Origin of the sequence: uncultured Chitinophaga sp. (genome assembly GCF_937874145.1) — a bacterium.
In the GTDB taxonomy this organism is placed as follows: Bacteria; Bacteroidota; Bacteroidia; order Chitinophagales; family Chitinophagaceae; genus Chitinophaga.
Genome location: NZ_CALNBI010000007.1, coordinates 1 through 16,993, shown reverse-complemented (window position 1 = coordinate 16,993; position 16,993 = coordinate 1). Strand labels below are relative to the sequence as shown.

The following is a 16,993-nucleotide window of genomic DNA, read 5'->3' as shown; positions in this document are numbered from 1 at the left end:
GGCAGATGAGCGTGTCTGTTGTGCCAAGGCTCACGGCGCGGAGGCACATCTGCAGTTTGTCGATGAATTTTTTGCCCGCTTCCAGTCCGCCTTTCAGTTCAAAGCTCAGCATGGCGCCGGGGTGTTTCATTTGCCGGGAAGCGATCATGAAATCCGGGTGGTCGGCCAGGCCGAGATAATTGACGCTGGCGATGGCCGGGTGGCCGTCGAGGAAGCCGGCCACTTCCATGGCGTTATGGCAATGCCTTTCCATGCGCACTTCCAGGGTTTTGATGCCTTGCGTGAGCATGAACGCGTCGAATGGGTTGGAGTTGGCGCCGAGGAGGCGGTGCACTTTTTCCACCGGTCCGCTCATGCGCTCGACGTCGCGCCCGATAAGGACCCCGCCGATCGCTGTACCGTGGCCGTTGAGGAATTTGGTGGTGGAATGGAAGACGTAATCGGCCCCGAAAGCGAAGGGCTGCTGGAGATACGGCGTGGCGAAGGTATTGTCGACCGCGGAGATGAGATGATACTGCTGCGCCATGGCGATGAGGGCTTCCAGGTCCACGCACCGCAGGGTAGGATTGGCGGGCGTTTCGAGGTACATCATGCGGATGGAGGGATCGTTGCGGAGGATGTCTTCCGTTTTGTCCAGATCGCGCATGTCGGTGATGATGGCCTCGATGCCCAGCGGCGGGAGGATCTTCATGAAGAGCTCTTCGGTGCCGCCGTAGAGGGAATAGTGCGACAGGACTTTATCCCCCGCTTTCAGGTGTGCGAGGAACAGCGTGGAAAGCGCGCCCATCCCGGAGGAATGGAGCTTGGCTTTGAGCTGGAGGGGCGAGCCGTTGGCCCCTGTGAGCCCGAAAGCTTCCAGGGCGGCTATTTTGGATTCCGCTTCCCGGAAGTTGGGGGAGTCCCAGCGGGAATAAATGAACCCGTCTTCCTGCCCGCTGAACCGGCGCATGCCTTGTTCGGCGGAGTCATATACGTAGGTGGAAGATGCGTAAATGGGAGTGAGGTGCGCGTATCTCGGGTCCTGCTCATGGCCTGCATGCACGCAAACCGAACTGAAACCTGTGAGCGGTGAAGGATTCATATGCGGTAGTTTGAATTATTTTTTGGTTATGATTATCTTGGTAAGGTAATTCAGTAAGCTGTAAAATTAAGATTTTAATGAAGGAACTTCTGTTGCAATTGGCGCGGCACAACGCCTGGGCAAACCAGCGGCTGATGAAGGCGCTGGCAGTCCTGCCCGACGAGCGGCTGGACCGTGACATGGGGAGCAGCCACCCCTCCCTGCGGGCAACGGTACTGCATATCTGGAATGCGGAAAGCATCTGGTACCAGCGCCTGCACCTGGCGAGCCCGGTGGTGCCGGCGGCGGAAGCGTTCCGGGGCAGTACGGAGGAACTGGCGCGGTTGTTTGTAAAGCAGAGTGAGGACCTGGCGGCCTTCGTGGCCACGGCTTCTCCCGTGCGGCTGGCGCATACGGTGGAGTACAACAGCCGCGCGCTGGGCGTTTGCAAGACGCCGGTGGAGCAGATCCTGCTGCAGTCGTTCACGCATTCGGCTTACCACCGCGGGCAGCTGGTGACGATGCTGCGGCAGCAGGGCGCCACCAGGATACCTTCCACGGATTTCATCGAATATACCAGCAAGAAAAAATAATTCCCCGTATTTTACAATCACAATCGGAACTATGAGCCATGGATCGTTTTACGCCAATGCACCGCGGCACCTGGTGGCAGTGGACTGCATCATTTTCGGGTTCGAAGAGGGGAAATTGAAGCTGTTGATCATCCAGCGGAAAGTGGACCCGCTGGCAGGCGCATGGTCGCTCGTTGGCGGGTTTGTACAGGAGGATGAAAGCACCGACCATGCAGCGATCCGGGTATTGCGGCAAACCACGGGCATCCGCGATATTTACATGGAGCAGATGCGCACTTATGGCGACGCCAGCCGGGATACCGGGGCGCGCGTGATTTCCCTGGCTTACTACGCGCTCATCCGGATCAGCGAGCACGACCGCCTGCTGGCGCAGGAGCACGGCGCGCACTGGCTCAGCCTCCACCAGATCCCCGGGCTGATATTCGACCACAACACCATGCTCAACGAAGCCCTGGAGCGCCTGCGCGACAAATCCAGGTTCCACCCCATCGGCTTCGAGCTACTTCCCGAGAAGTTTTCCCTGCCCCAATTGAGAAATTTATACGAAGAAATATATCAACGACCGTTAGATAAACGTAACTTTAGGAAGAAAATCCTGGCGATGGACATCCTGGAGAAACTGGATGAGAAAGACAAAAGCACCTCCAAAAAAGGCGCCCATCTCTACCGGTTCGATAGAAAAAAGTACGATGCGTTGACCCAGCACGGATTTGTTTTTGAGATTTAGTAAGACGAACAGCTTTACTTCATCCTTATTCCAAAACCCAAGCAAATGTGTTTGTTTATCCGAAAATGCATGTGCGCCGAGGCGCCCTGTTACCGTGGATATGATGAAATGAATCATGCCCCATAATCCGGCGGACCCTGTTATTGATTAACCCAATTCTCCACCTGACTATGAAAACTGCGCCCTATGTATCAGCAATTTTGTTGTGCCAGATTCGGCATCAGACATGAGGTATCGCGCGAAGACGGTATGAACCTCCGCGTGGTAAAACGGCACCCGGACGATCAGCCGGACAGCCGGAATATCTACCGGTTCTATGTTACGCCCGGTTACCGGATCGGGCAGGAAGTGAAGCGGCTGAATATCCGGTATTGCCCCTTCTGCGGAACAGATTTACATGATTTTTACCGGTCCGACCAGTTTGTGAACGAGGAACCGGACATCTTCTAACAGGAAAAGGCATCCGTATGGATGCCTTTTCCTGTATAAGTTATTGATAACTATGCTTTTTTGCTATCGTATGCCCATTTGATGTAGCTGGCGCCCCAGGTGAACCCGCCGCCGAAGGCTGCGAGGATGAGGTTGTCGCCTTTGTTCAGTTGGGATTCCCACTCCCAGAGGCAGAGGGGGATGGTGCCGGCGGTGGTGTTGCCGTAGCGGTGGATGTTGATCATCGTCTTTTCCTTGGGCACGCCCATATGGTCGGCCGTGGCGGAGATGATGCGGAGATTGGCCTGGTGGGGCACAAGCCATGCTACGTCGTCGGCAGTGAGCTGGTTGCGGTCCATGATGGTGCGGGCGGCATCCGCCATGTTGGCAACGGCGTATTTGAATACGGTTTTACCTTCCTGGAAAACGTAGTGCTGGCGGTTGGCTACGGTTTCGGCGGAGGCGGGGTAATTGGAGCCGCCGGCCTTCATATTGAGGAATTCGCGGCCATGGCCGTCGGATTTGAGGACGGAGTCGATGAGGCCGAAACCTTCGGTGTTGGGCTCGAGGAGAACGCCGCCGGCGCCGTCGCCGAAGATGATGCAGGTGGTGCGGTCGGTATAATCGATGATGGAGCTCATTTTATCGGCTCCGATGACCATTACTTTCTTGTATTTGCCGCTTTCGATGAATTTGGAGCCGGTGTCCAGGGCGTAGAGGAAGCCCGAGCAGGCGGCGCCGATATCGAAACCGAAGGCGTTTTTGGCGCCGATCTTATCCGTAACAACGTTCGCAGTGGCGGGGAACACCATGTCGGGCGTTACCGTGGCCACGATGAGCAGGTCGATCTCTTCAGGGGAGATGCCTCTTTTTTTGCAGATCTCGAGCGCTACCGGTACGCACAGCTCGGAAGTACCTTTTCCTTCTCCCTTCAGTATCCTCCGTTCCTTGATGCCGGTCCGGGTCATGATCCATTCGTCTGTCGTTTCAACGAGTTTTTCCAACTCCTGGTTAGTCAGTACATAGTCGGGAACATACCCACCCACCGCCGTAATGGCGGCTGTTATTTTACTCATATTGTTAGGATAAGTTATAAAATGGGCGTAAAAATACGACTTAAACGAATAATTCTATTTATGATTTAATTTCGCCGGAGATAAAATCCTATATGATAGCATACCTGAATGGCAAACTTGCCTTCAAATCCCCCGCCATGGTGCATTTGGACGTAAACGGCGTAGGTTACGAGGTCCAGATCAGCCTCCACACCTGGACCCAGATCGGCGGTCTTGAATCCTGCAAGCTCCTGACTTACGTACATATCAAGGAGGATGCCCACACGATGTACGGCTTTTTTTCCGACGCGGAAAGGAGCATGTTCCTCCAGCTGATCAGCGTTTCCGGGGTCGGGGCCGGTACGGCCAGGATGATGCTGAGCTCGCTCACGCCGGAAGACGTGCAGCGTGCCATCGTCATGGAAAACGAAAAAATGCTCGAAGGCGTGAAAGGGATCGGGAATAAAACGGCCAAGCGTATTATCCTGGAACTGAAGGATAAAGTGAAAAAACACCGGGAGGAAACCGTATATTTATCTCCCCAAACCCACAATAGTATTGAGGAAGATGCGTTAAATGCTCTGGTAACCTTGGGTATTGCCAGAAATATGGCCGAGCAGGCGGTACGGAAGGTGCTGAAAGCGGAGCCACAATTGCATGAGTTGGAGGTACTTATCAAGAAATCCCTCAAAAATTTATAATTTAGTAGTCCTTGACCTCTATAAAACCTAAGATCGCTTGGCAAGAAAGAATTACCTTGGAATACTTGCAGTAATCGGTGTTGTATCTTTAGTCATTGTTGAATCAGCCGCCAGAAACACGAAAAGTTCGGGATATACTTTCAATAAAAATATAGCGCACGCGGGGATTTGGGAATCAGCTCTGACACGTCCTGACACGGTGGGGAAGCCTGATACGCTGAAATATCCCCTCCGCGACAGGAGAGGAACAGCCGTTACAGACCCCGTCCGTAACGCGATAGACCTGAAAGACCCTGCCAACATCGAGAAGACTGTAGAATACGACCCCGCTTCCAAGGAATACATCGTTACTGAAAAAATCGGGAGCCGGAATTACCGGCAGCCTACCGTCATGTCCTTCAACGAGTTCTATCGTATGCAGGCGGCGCAGAGCGAACGCGATTACTGGCAGAAGAGAGCCGGCACCATCGGCAACCTCAACCAGCGCGGCACCGCTCCGCAACTCTATTACGGCGATAAACTGTTCGACCGGGTATTCGGCGGCACCAAGGTCGACATCAAGCCGCAGGGAAGCCTGGGGCTTACTTTCGGTTACCAGGGCCAGAACGTGAAAAACCCCGTGCTCGTGGAAAGGGCCCGCAAAAACGGGGGCTTCGACTTCGACATCGATATCAACATGAACGTGACCGGCAAGATCGGGGAGAAGCTTAAACTCATCACCAACTACAACACCCAGAGCAACTTCGACTTCGAAAACCAGGTCAAACTCGAATATACCGGCTACCAGGACGAGATCATCAAGAAAATCGAAGCCGGCAACGTCAGCTTCCCCCTCAGCAGCTCCCTCATCCCGGGAGTGCAGAGCCTCTTCGGGGTGAAAACCCAGCTCCAGTTCGGGCGCCTCACCGTTACCAGCGTGCTCTCCAACCAGAAATCCATGAAACAGAACATGGTGCTCCGCGGCGGCAACAGCGTGAACGACTTCATCAGCCGGGCAGACGAGTATGAAGACAACCGGCACTTCCTCATGGCCCAGTTTTTCCGGGATACCTTCAACTACGCGATGAGCAACCTGCCGGTGATCCGCTCGCAGGTGTATATCAACCGCGCGGAAGTGTGGGTCACCAACAAATCCGGCGCCACCACCGAAACGCGCGATATCGTGGCCCTGATGGACCTGGCCGAGCAGCGGCCCCATAACCCCGCCATCCAGGCGCTGACGGCCAACCGCCTGCCCGACCGTAATACGAACGACCTGTACCGCAACCTGATCAGCGATCCGGCGGCCCGTTTCACCGGAACCGTCGTGAGCCGCCTCCTGGCGCTGGACCTGGAGCCCGTGCAGGATTTCGAGAAAACTTTCGCCCGGAAGCTTGATTCCACCGAATATACCCTCAACCGCCAGATCGGCTTCATCTCCCTGCAACAGCAGCTGCAGCCCGACGAAGTGCTGGCCGTGGCCTACCAGTACACCTACAACGGCCGCGTATACCAGGTGGGTGAGTTCTCGCAGGACGTGCCCCCGGACCCGAAAAACTCGGCCAATCAGCAGATCCTCTTCCTCAAGATGCTGAAAGCCACCTCCGCCAGGCCCGCCCTCCCCATCTGGGACCTCATGATGAAAAACATCTACGCCACCGGAGCCTACCAGGTAAACCGCGCCGATTTCAAACTCGACGTGCTCTATAAAGACCCCGGCACCGAAACCCGCGCCCCCAGCGAAAAACGCTACCTGCCGGATGCCGCAGGCCAATACCAGGGCGCTCCCATCATCACCGTCCTCAACCTCGACCGCCTTAATAACCAGAACGATCCCCAGCCCGACGGCGTATTCGACTACGTGGAAGGGTTCACGATATTCCCCCAGACCGGGAAAATCATGTTCCCCGTGCTGGAACCCTTCGGCGAAGGCATCCGCAAAGCCTTCGGCGGAGACGCCGCCCTGGAAAAACAATACATGTACACCATGCTGTACGACTCCATCAAGGTGATCGCGCAGCAGTTCCCCAACCTCAACAGGTACATCATGCGGGGATCGTACAAATCCGCCAATGCTTCCGAAATCTCCCTCAACGCCTATAACATCCCCCGCGGCTCCGTAACCGTAACCGCCGGCGGACAGATGCTCCGTGAAGACATCGATTACCTCATCGATTACAACATGGGCCGCATCAAGATCATCAACGGCGGGGTCCTCAGCGCCGGGGTGCCCATCAACGTGCAGTTCGAGAACAACGGGCTGTTCGGGCAGCAGGTCCGGAATTACATGGGGACGCGGCTCGATTACTTCGTGAACGACAAGCTGAACCTCGGCGGTACCGTGGTGCGGATGAGCGAGCGGCCTTATTACCAGAAAGTGAATTACGGCGACGATCCCATCAAGAATACCGTGGTGGGGCTCGACGGTAACTATATTTCCGAGTGGCGCGGCCTTACCCGCCTGCTCGACCGTTTGCCCAACTTCCAGACGTCGCGGCCGGCGGCCATCAACTTTACGGGAGAAGTGGCGCGGTTGTTCCCCGGCCACTCCAAGCTCGTGAACGCGCCGGGTTCCAAACAGGGGCAGGTGATGATCGACGACTTCGAGGGTACCCGCAGCGGCTACGACCTCAAGTTCCCGTCTACCGCCTGGAGCCTCGCCTCCACGCCCCGCGACGCCACCAATGCCGCAGGCTCCATCCTCTTCCCCGAAGCGGAACTGAACGATACGCTGGCTTATGGCAAGAACAGGGCGCTGCTGGCCTGGTATATCATCGAGCCAACCCTGCAGATCCCCCGGTCCAGCAACCTGCCGCCCGGTGTCACGGGTGCATCCCTGACCGACCCCCGGACGTGCCACATTTACCAGAAAGCCGTGTTCCCCAACCGTTCTACCGACTTCGGGCAGAGCCAGCTGAGCACCCTCGACCTGGCATACTATCCCGAAGAGAAAGGGCCATATAATATGGAGAGCTCGCCCCTTCAGCTCGAGGCCAGCGGCCGCCTCCGCAACCCGAAACAGCGCTGGGGCGGTATCATGCGCGCCATCGACAACTCAGACTTCGAGACCGCCAACATCGAATTCATCGAGTTCTGGGTGCCGGATCCCTTCTTCAATAATCCCAACTCCAGCGGCGGTTCGCTGTACTTCAACCTCGGCAACGTGTCGGAAGACGTGCTGAAGGATTCCCGCAAGTTTTTCGAAAACGGCCTGCCGGATCCCAATGCCGACCGCAATAAACTCGACTCCACCAAATGGGGCCGCATTCCCAAATTCCAGCAGCAGATCACCCAGGCGTTCGATAACGACCCCAACATCCGCCGCTACCAGGACGTAGGTTTCGACGGCCTCGAGAACGGTGACGAGAAGAATTTCCACGCGCCGTACCTCCTCGACCTGGCCACCAACTTCGGCACCGGTTCCGGCGCTTACCAGAACGTGGCCAACGACCCTTCGAACGACGATTACAAATGGTATCGCGACGCCTCCTACGACGCGGCCCGCACCGATATCCTCGGCAGGTATAAAAAAATCAATGGTCCGGATGGTAACTCGCCCGTGTCCAACGACAACTCGCAGTTCTCCAACGCGGCCACCAACTATCCCGAGTCGGAAGACCTCAACCGCGACAATACCATGAACGAAACGGAAGAGTATTTCCAATACCGTGTAGACCTGACCCCCAACATGCAGGTGGGCTCCAACTACGTGGTAGACCGTTTCGAGACGCGCGTGCAGTTGCCGAACGGGCAGATGGCCGACCAGATCTGGTACCAGTTCAAGGTGCCGGTAAACCAGTACGACCGGAAGGTGGGCAATATCCCCGACTTCAAATCGATCCGTTTCATGCGTATGTTCCTGACCGGTTTCGAGGATTCGGTGGTATTGCGTTTCGCGAAGCTCGACCTGGTGCGCAACCAGTGGCGCCGTTATTTATATGAACTGAAGCCCGGCGACCCGATCCCCGTGGATCAGCAAACGACCTTCAACGTGTCGGCCGTGAACATCGAGGAGAACGCCAAGCGCCGTCCCGTTCCGTACGTGCTGCCCCCGGGCATCCTGCGGCAAAACACGCTGAGCACCAACAATACCAATATCCTGCTGAACGAGCAGGCCATCCCAGCACAGATCTGCAACCTGCAGGATGGTGAAACGCGGGCGATGTATAAAAATATCCAGCTCGACCTGCGGCAATACAACCGCCTGCAGATGTTTATCCACTCCGAAGCGGTGAGCGATCCCAGTTCTTTGAAAGACGGGCAGCTCCAGGCGATAGTGCGGGTGGGCAGCGACTTTACCGAGAACTATTACGAATACCGCATTCCCATGAAGGTGACGGCCTGGGGCGCGGCACGCGATACGGAGATCTGGCCGGAGGAAAACAACCTCGACCTCGATCTCGACCGGTTCGCCAAACTGAAAATGGCACGTAATAATAATGGCGCGTCGCCATTGGTGCCGTACGAAGAGCAGGATGGCAACGCCGTGGTAGCCGTAGTCGGTAACCCGAGTTTGGGTGATGTGCGGAACGTGATGATCGGGGTAACCAACCCGAAAGACGACGGTTTGCCGAAATGTACCGAAGTATGGTTTAACGAGATGCGCCTGACCGGCCTCGACGAAAAAGGCGGGTATGCCGCGCTGGCCAGGATGGACATCGACCTGGCGGACCTGGGTTCCATCACCGTGAGCGGTAATATGCACACGGCGGGCTTCGGCGGAATCGACCAGCGGGTGAACGACCGTTTCCGGGATAACTTCCTGCAATACGACATTGCCGGCAATTTCGACCCCGGAAAGCTGCTGCCGAAAAACCTCGGGCTGACGATTCCCATTTACGCCGGTTATTCCCAAACTACCAGTAACCCGGAATACGATCCGTATGACCTGGATATCAAGCTGAAAGATAAATTGTCGATGGCCCGGAACAAGGAGCACCGCGACTCCATCCGCCGCAACGCGCAGGACTTCACCTCCATCAAGAGCCTGAACCTGACTAACGTGCGCAAGCTCGCCATCGGCCGTACGAAAAACAGGCTGTGGGATATCGAAAACTTCGACATCAGCTATTCTTACAGCCAGATCAGCCGCCACAACCCCGTGATCCAGGAAGATGTATTGACGCGCCACCGTGGTGGCCTGGGCTACACTTTCAACGGCCAGCAGAAATTCATCGAGCCGTTCAAGTTCATTAAAAACAAGACGCCCTGGCTGGCATTGATCCGCGAATTCAATATTAACTATGTGCCTACGCTGATGAGCTTCCGGGCCGACGTGTCCCGCCAGTTCGGTGCTACCCGTATGCGCAATATCGGTGGCGGTCCGTTCCAGCTGCAGGAAACGTACGACAAGTTCTTCCGCTTCGACCGGTATTATTCGTTGAAATGGGATTTCTCCCGCAATCTATCCCTCGACTTTAACGCGGTGAACAACGCCCGCATCGACGAGCCGGATGGGCGGATCAATACCAGCGTCAAGAAGGATTCCGTTCGCGGCAACTTCTTCAAAGGCGGCCGTACCACAAATTATTTCCACAACGCCAATATTACCTATACGCTGCCCACCGCCAAGTTCCCGGCGCTCAGCTGGACGAGCGTGGCCGTTAGCTATGCTACCGAGTATCGCTGGATAGGTGCTTCGCGCCTGGCGATGTACCTGGGTAACGCCATCGAGAATTCGAACCAGAAAACGGTGGCGGCGGAGTTCAAGTTCAACGAACTGTATAACAAGAGCAAATGGCTGCGGAAGATGAACATCAGCAGCTCCGGCGGCTCCGAATATGTTCCGCCGCTGATGGGAAATACGCCGCAGGCGGGAGGGAAGGATGATAAGAAGGCCGACGACGGCCAGCCGTCAGGCGCGGCCAAAGCGCTCATGCGGATCGCGATGATGTTGAAACGCATCAATGTGAACTACAGCGAGAATTCGGGCACGCGTATGCCTGGTTACCTCGACAGTACCAAGCTGCTCGGGATGAACTGGCAGTCGATGGCGCCGGGTATCGGTTTTGTGCTGGGCAAGCAGCCCGACAAGGCCTGGATGGACAACTTCGCGAAGAAAGGCCTCCTCAGCCCCGATACCCTTTTCAACATCCAGTTCCAGCAGCAATTTACCCAGCGCCTCGACATCCAGGCGCAACTGGAGCCGGTGCGTGACCTGCGCATCGACCTGAACCTGACCCGTTCCTTCTCCAAAACGCACACCGAACTGTTCAAGGATACCATCGGCAACGGGATGTTCAATCACCTGAACCCCTACGACGCCGGCGGCTTCGAGATCACTTTCATCGCCATCAAAACGATGTTTGGCAAGATCAATGCCGAAGACGGCGTATCCTCCACCTTCCGCGATTTCGAGAATTACCGGGCGGCCATTTCCGAGCGCCTCGGCAAGCTGAACCCTTATAATAATAACGGTTCCGTTCCCACTTACGATCCGAAAGACCCGCAATACCGCTACGGTTACGGCCGTTATGCGCAGGATGTGCTGGTGCCCGCCTTCCTGGCGGCATACACCGGTACCACCCCGGAAAACGCTCCGCTGCTGAAGCATTCCAATTCCAACGTCCGTTCCAATCCGTTCAAGAACATCCTGCCCAGGCCCAACTGGCGGATCACTTACAACGGCCTGAGCCGCGTGAAGCCGTTCGCCGATTTCCTCACGAACTTCACCCTTACGCACGCTTACACCGGCCTGCTGAGCATGAACTCCTACAACACGGCGCTCATGTATTACGATCCGCTGATCCTGGGATACCCCGCGTTCCGCGATACGGTGTCGGGCAATTACGTGCCGTACTTCCTGGTGCCGAACCTGACCATCACCGAGCAGTTCGTGCCCCTGCTGGAAGCCGATATGACCTTCACCAACTCCCTGAACCTCCGCGTAGGTTTCCGGAGAAGCCGCACCCTCAGCCTCAGCCTCATCGATTACCAGCTGAGCGAAATGCGGTCGAGCGAGATCACCATTGGCGGCGGTTACCGTGTAAGAGGGCTGCCGCTGCCCATCCGTATCGGGAAAGACGGCGGAAAGCGCCTGGAAAACGACCTCAACTTCCGGATGGACCTCAGTTTCCGCGACGATAAAACCGTCAACAACAGGCTGGATGCGGATATCGTTATCCCCACCAGCGGGCAGAAGGTGGTGAGCATCGCGCCGTCGATCGATTATGTGGTCAATAACCGGTTGAACATCAAGTTCTTCTACGACCGGAGGCAAACCATACCGGTTATTTCGACCGCCTACCCGATCACCAATACGCGGGGCGGCGTAACGCTCAGGTTCATGCTGGCGCAGTAAGGGACATACAACTAAGAAACAATACCCGGGCGGGGGAACCATGATGAAGGTTCCCCCGTTTTTGTTGGAACATTGATGTAAATCATATGTGCGTATGCGAATGGAAACGTATTTTTGTAACGTTCATGAAACAGATTTTCGTCATAGTCATTCTCGGTGGGCTCTTGCTGCAGACGTTCAGCAAAGGTCTCGTGCTGGCGGAATTTTCGCTGAACAAGGAGTATATCTCACGGGTGCTTTGCATCAACAAGTCCAGGCCGAAAATGCATTGCGATGGTCACTGCGTGCTCATGAAGAAAATGGAGCAGCAGGAGAAAAAAGACCATAGCGGCAATTCGGTGACCGAGAAGTTCGAAATCCTCATTGCACAAACCGCCTCGCAGCTGCTGCTGCGTCCCGAAAAGGCGGTGCGCATCCGCCCGGCATATTTGTCGGATGTGCCTTCCAGACCCCTCCATGCCGTGTTCCACCCTCCCAAGGCGTAACCCCATTCTTCCTCACTGATTTTTTCCTTTCAATTTGACAAGGTGCAGGGACGGAGCCCCTGTATCCGATTACTTCCATCCGTCTGCTACAGCCGTTCACGCACGCCTGCGCCTTTGCGCGCATGCCTGCGGCAACATGTTTGCGCGACTGTACGTATACATCTAACACACGAGCATGCAACGCATTCTATACATATCGCTTTGCCTCATTTTTTGCGGCCTGTCCGCCCGTTCGCAGGAGCGGGTCAAAGGCAGGGTGATCGACGCCCTTACCCGCCAGGCCCTCCCCAATGTCACGATCCAGGCCGGTGGCGCCGGTTCGCTGACAGACGCTTCGGGGCGGTTCGCCGTGCATTGCCCTCCCGGCACGGATTCCCTCAAAGCCAGCTGCATCGGCTATGCGGCCTGCTGCGTAAAGGTTTCGGGAGAAGATGAATATACCTTTGTAATGGAGCCCCTCGCCGGCAAGCTGGGCGAGATCATCGTGTCTGCCGGCCGGCAGCGGCAATACCGTACCGACGCGCCCATTGCCATCAGTACCCTCAACGCCCAAACCCTCCGGGAAACGAAAGCCACCTCGCTCGAACAGGTCCTGAACAAAGTGAGCGGCGTGTATATGGTGGACCTGGGGAATGAGCAACACACCATGGCCATCCGTCAGCCGATCGGGTATAAAAGCCTTTTCCTGTACCTGGAAGACGGGCTCCCCATCCGCACGGTCGGCGATTTCAACCATAATGCCCTTATCGAAATTAACATGGCCGCCCTGCAAAGGATCGAAGTGATCAGGGGGCCGGCGTCTTCTTTATACGGCAGCGAAGCCGTGGGCGGCGCCGTCAATTTCCTCACCGCGCAACCCGCGCAGGTCACCACCGGGAAAATACAAGCCGAAATGAACGACGGCGGTTACAAGCGCACCGACTTCAACCTGTCTGGCACCAAAGGGAAGCTGGGCGTATGGTTCGGCGGTTATTACGGCGATCAGCGCAACGGCAGGATCGATCACAGCGATTTCCATAAACTGGCGCTTACGCTGAAAACGCAATACAAATTCAATGAACGCGCCACCTGGACCAACACCGCCACATTCGTGGATTACAAAACTGACCAGACCGGCGGTGTGGACAGCAGCAATTTCTACTCCCGCAATTACAAAAGCATGCACACGTTTTCATACCGGCTGGTGAAGGCCTTCCGGTTCAGGAGCACGCTGGAGCAGCAATGGAGCGACCGCGACCAGACGAGTTTTTCCGTTTTCTACCGGCATAACGAAATCGGGCAGAACCCTTTCTATGCCATCAAAACCACCAGCAATCCCCTGAAAGCAAGAGGCGAAATCAACAGCGATGCGTTCCAGAGCGGGGGGCTGCTCGTGCAGCACCGGAAACGTTTCGGGTGGAAGGGCGCCTCCATCACAGCGGGCCTCAGCGCGGATTACAGTCCCGCTACCTACCACGCGCAGTATATTGACGTAGACCGTGATGCGAAGGGTAACTTCATCGGCTATACGCGCACTGATTCCGTGCTCACCGATTACAAAGTGGACCTGGTGAATTCCGCGCTGTACGTACAAGGCGAAATGAACCCTTTCAAAAACATGAAACTGATCGCCGCGCTGCGGTACGACCGGATGGATTACCGTTTCGACAACTACCTGCCGCCTTCCGCCTTCACCGGCGCGCCGGATGAGCGCAACCACTACCAGGCCTGGACGCCTAAACTTGGGCTTACTTACGACTTCGGCCATGGCCGCGGGCTTTACGCCAATTACAGCGTTGGCTTTGCGCCGCCGAACATTTCCGAGCTGTACCGCGGCGTGAAAGTGCCGGTCCTCCAGCCGGCTACTTACCGCAATTATGAAATTGGCGGCTGGATGGCTTTTGCCGGGCGGAAAGGGCATGCGGAGGCAAGCATTTACCGGATGGACGGCGAGAACGAAATCATCAGTGTGCGCCTGGCAGACAACTCCACCGAGAACCGCAATGCGGGCGAAACGAAGCACAGCGGGGTGGAGTGGAGCGTGCGGTATGATCTTTTGCCTTCCCTTCAAATCCGCACCGGCGGCACCTATGCGCAGCATGATTTCGTGGAGTTTGAAGACAAGGGCACTTCCTACAACGGCAACCGCATGAACACCGCTCCTGAATGGATCACGAATTCGGAAGTGAACTGGAAGCCGTCGTTCGTCAGCGGCCTTCGCCTGGGGATGGAGTGGCAGCATGTGGGCAGCTATTTCATGGATCCTGCCAATACCGCGCGTTATGGCGGGTATGATTTGTTCAATGCCCGCGCGGGGTACCAGCTGGGATCGTTCGAGTGCTGGGTCAACTGCCGCAACCTGTTCGACGTAACATACGCCACCACCGCGGAGAAAAGCGCTTTCGGCGCGAGCTACCGCCCGGGGCCGGTTCGTACTTTCAACTTCGGCGTAGCCTACACCTTCACCGCCAAACAGTAACCATGCAAAAGACGACACGCTTTACCTGTATATTTTTCATTGTCATTTTCTTAGCGGCCTGCGGCCGGAAGCAGGGCTTCCGGGCGGGCGGGGAACTGATCCTTTCCGATACCAATAAGATCGCGTCGTGCACGCATATTGCGCACGATGCGGCCGGCCGGCTGATCGTGAGCTGGGTAGAACAGGATCCGGGAGACGATGACGGCGCCCTCTGGTACGCGGTATCCACCGACGGCGGCGCCACCTTCGCGAAACCGGTGCCTGTTACCTCCGCAACGGGCATCTCGCCCCAACCGGAAAACATGCCGAAGATTATTTTTAAAGCCAACGGCGAAGCGATCGCCATGTTCGGAACGCGCAACCCGGACCCGCGCAACAAATACGCCGGGAAGGTCTGGTACACGCGCTCGGCCGACGGCGGGCGAACCTGGCAGCAGGCAGTTCCGTTGGTAACCGACACGGCTGGGTACGATCAGCGGTATTTCGACCTTTCGCCGCTGCCTTCGGGCGATGTGGCGGCCGTGTGGCTGGATAACCGGAAAGATCATGCGCTCGAAGGTTCCACGCTGTATATTTCAACTTCCGGCGCCGGAGGGTTCGAACGGCAGCGCCCACTTGTGCAAACGGTCTGCCAGTGCTGCCGGACGTCGCTCTACACCGATCCGCAGGGAGGCCTCCATGTTGCGTTCCGCGATATCATCCACGATACCATCCGCGATATGGTGCATATCTATTCCAAAGACGGCGGAGAAACCTTCACGCAGCCCATCCGGATCAGCGCGGATAACTGGGCCGTGAATGGTTGCCCGCATACCGGGCCCACTATGACCAGCAACCGGGGCGGACTGCATTTCGCGTGGTTCACCATGGGAGGGGGACAGGGCGTATTCTACGGTAAATCCATCAACAACGGCATCAGTTTTTCAGGCCGGGAAAGCATCAGCGCCAAACCAACGGCCAAACATCCGCAGATTGCGGCGGCCGCTGGCGGGGAGCTGCTCCTCGCCTGGGACGAGCCCGCAGATACCATCACCAACCGGATCGGCTTTGTCCGCAAATCCCCCGAAGGGGAAACCCTCGCTGCCGGCTACCTGACCGGCGAAGGCGAGCAATCCGTGTTCCCGGTGATCCGTCCCGTGGCGGAAAAAACGGTAGCCGTAGCTTACCGGAAAAGGGCAGGTGGAAAAGAAATGATCTGCGTGAGAAGAGTGGATTGGGATTAATTCAACTTCGTCTATTTACGGGAATTGAATAGATAAAAAAAAGAGGGCGCTTTGCGGCGTCCTCTTTTTAATGCATTTGGAATGAGAGTCAGTTGTAGCCCCACGACCATGTTTTCTCAGCTTTCCAGCTTTGACGCATGGCCCAGCGACCGTAATTGTTTCTGCGGGAACTATCGAAATAAGCACCCAGAAACTCCTTACATCTCGGATAGTACAGTCTGATGATGTACATAGTAACAAATGTTAGCATAGGGATATGGTTATAGGATTTACAATAGGCTCATCTGTGGCATCACGCCCTTTTGACGTAATGGTACTTTCGGATCGTGCTCGTCTGTAAGTGGTATTTATAAGGCAACCCGTGCTCCGGAGCTGCACTTTCCCTTACGGCATACCCAGTCTGATAGGGATTTCAAATATAATATTATATCATAAAGTGTCAAATAACACTAATGTGTAGTTTTTCATTTGAAGGTATAATAAGCATTCGCCTGGGCCGTTGCCGTCACCACCAGGTCGTTGATGCAGACATGTGCCGGGAGGGAAGCGCAATACCACACCACATCCGCCACGTCTTCAGCCTTCAGCGGCTCAAAACCAGTGTAGACATCTTTAGCCCTTGCCTCGTCCCCTTTGAAGCGGACGAGCGAAAATTCCGTCTCCGCAGCCCCGGGGTGCACCGCCGTCACCTTGATGCCATACGGCAGCAAATCGATCCGCATGCCCTGCGAGATGGCATCCACGGCCGATTTGGTCGCGCAATACACGTTCCCCTTCGCATAAACCGTCTTGGCCGCGGTGGAGCCGATATTGATAATATGCCCGCTCTTCCGCGCCTTCATCCAGGGTATCACCGTGCGGCTGACGTACAACAGGCCTTTTACGTTGGTGTCGATCATCGTATCCCAATCGTCCGTATCGCCTTCGTCGATGGTGGACAAGTCGAGCGCCAGGCCGGCGTTGTTTACCAGTACGTCGATATG

The 16,993-nt window shown here is 56.1% G+C and carries 11 protein-coding genes; 8 read left to right on the top strand and 3 right to left on the bottom strand.

Features of this window, described 5'->3' with window-relative positions; translation table 11 throughout:
• A partial coding sequence (locus tag Q0510_RS00215) for a PLP-dependent aspartate aminotransferase family protein (RefSeq protein WP_298707154.1) occupies nt 1–1,081 on the bottom strand: 1,081 nt, incomplete at its 3' end.
• A gap of 77 nt (nt 1,082–1,158) precedes the next feature.
• On the opposite strand from Q0510_RS00215, the gene Q0510_RS00210 reads away from it, so the two are divergent.
• The 3 genes from Q0510_RS00210 (at nt 1,159) to Q0510_RS00200 (ending at nt 2,830) form a co-directional block, all read left to right on the top strand.
• A complete protein-coding gene (locus tag Q0510_RS00210; protein ID WP_298707153.1) occupies nt 1,159–1,653 on the top strand; it encodes a DinB family protein in 495 nt (164 codons plus the stop codon).
• Between the two features lie 31 nt (nt 1,654–1,684).
• Nucleotides 1,685–2,380: an NUDIX domain-containing protein gene (locus Q0510_RS00205; RefSeq protein WP_298707151.1), complete on the top strand. Its 696-nt coding sequence runs from the start codon at nt 1,685–1,687 to the stop codon at nt 2,378–2,380.
• 186 nt (nt 2,381–2,566) lie between these two features.
• Nucleotides 2,567–2,830 (top strand): hypothetical protein, encoded by a 264-nt coding sequence (locus Q0510_RS00200; protein ID WP_298707148.1) that lies wholly within the window; start codon nt 2,567–2,569, stop codon nt 2,828–2,830.
• A 50-nt stretch (nt 2,831–2,880) separates the two neighbouring features.
• Here Q0510_RS00200 and Q0510_RS00195 read toward each other — a convergent pair whose 3' ends face one another.
• Nucleotides 2,881–3,885, bottom strand: a complete 1,005-nt coding sequence (locus tag Q0510_RS00195; RefSeq protein ID WP_298707146.1) for a beta-ketoacyl-ACP synthase III — start codon at nt 3,883–3,885, stop codon at nt 2,881–2,883.
• 92 nt (nt 3,886–3,977) lie between these two features.
• Between Q0510_RS00195 and ruvA the strand changes: the two genes are divergently transcribed.
• The 5 genes from ruvA to Q0510_RS00170 all read left to right on the top strand — a co-directional run bounded on the left by ruvA (nt 3,978) and on the right by Q0510_RS00170 (nt 16,010).
• Complete coding sequence (ruvA, locus tag Q0510_RS00190; protein WP_298707145.1) at nt 3,978–4,565, top strand: Holliday junction branch migration protein RuvA; 588 nt, start codon at nt 3,978–3,980, stop codon at nt 4,563–4,565.
• A 199-nt stretch (nt 4,566–4,764) separates the two neighbouring features.
• The gene (gene sprA, locus Q0510_RS00185) at nt 4,765–11,844 is read left to right on the top strand and encodes a cell surface protein SprA (protein ID WP_298707144.1); all 7,080 of its coding nucleotides are present in this window, start codon (nt 4,765–4,767) and stop codon (nt 11,842–11,844) included.
• A 125-nt stretch (nt 11,845–11,969) separates the two neighbouring features.
• Complete coding sequence (locus Q0510_RS00180; RefSeq protein ID WP_298707142.1) at nt 11,970–12,329, top strand: hypothetical protein; 360 nt, start codon at nt 11,970–11,972, stop codon at nt 12,327–12,329.
• 175 nt (nt 12,330–12,504) lie between these two features.
• Complete coding sequence (locus tag Q0510_RS00175) at nt 12,505–14,787, top strand: TonB-dependent receptor (RefSeq protein WP_298707140.1); 2,283 nt, start codon at nt 12,505–12,507, stop codon at nt 14,785–14,787.
• Between the two features lie 2 nt (nt 14,788–14,789).
• Nucleotides 14,790–16,010, top strand: coding sequence for a sialidase family protein (locus Q0510_RS00170; protein WP_298707139.1), 1,221 nt, complete (start codon nt 14,790–14,792; stop codon nt 16,008–16,010).
• Nucleotides 16,011–16,474: 464 nt separating this feature from the next.
• Here Q0510_RS00170 and Q0510_RS00165 read toward each other — a convergent pair.
• On the bottom strand, nt 16,475–16,993 hold a 519-nt coding region (locus Q0510_RS00165; RefSeq protein ID WP_298707138.1), incomplete at its 5' end, for an SDR family NAD(P)-dependent oxidoreductase.

Coding starts and splice junctions, on each gene's coding strand:
- Q0510_RS00175 (WP_298707140.1), top strand. CDS start 12,505: ATGCAACGCATTCTATACATATCGCTTTGCCTCATTTTTTGCGGCCTG.
- ruvA (WP_298707145.1), top strand. CDS start 3,978: ATGATAGCATACCTGAATGGCAAACTTGCCTTCAAATCCCCCGCCATG.
- Q0510_RS00210 (WP_298707153.1), top strand. CDS start 1,159: ATGAAGGAACTTCTGTTGCAATTGGCGCGGCACAACGCCTGGGCAAAC.
- Q0510_RS00195 (WP_298707146.1), bottom strand. CDS start 3,885: ATGAGTAAAATAACAGCCGCCATTACGGCGGTGGGTGGGTATGTTCCC.
- Q0510_RS00180 (WP_298707142.1), top strand. CDS start 11,970: ATGAAACAGATTTTCGTCATAGTCATTCTCGGTGGGCTCTTGCTGCAG.
- Q0510_RS00200 (WP_298707148.1), top strand. CDS start 2,567: ATGTATCAGCAATTTTGTTGTGCCAGATTCGGCATCAGACATGAGGTA.
- Q0510_RS00205 (WP_298707151.1), top strand. CDS start 1,685: ATGAGCCATGGATCGTTTTACGCCAATGCACCGCGGCACCTGGTGGCA.
- Q0510_RS00170 (WP_298707139.1), top strand. CDS start 14,790: ATGCAAAAGACGACACGCTTTACCTGTATATTTTTCATTGTCATTTTC.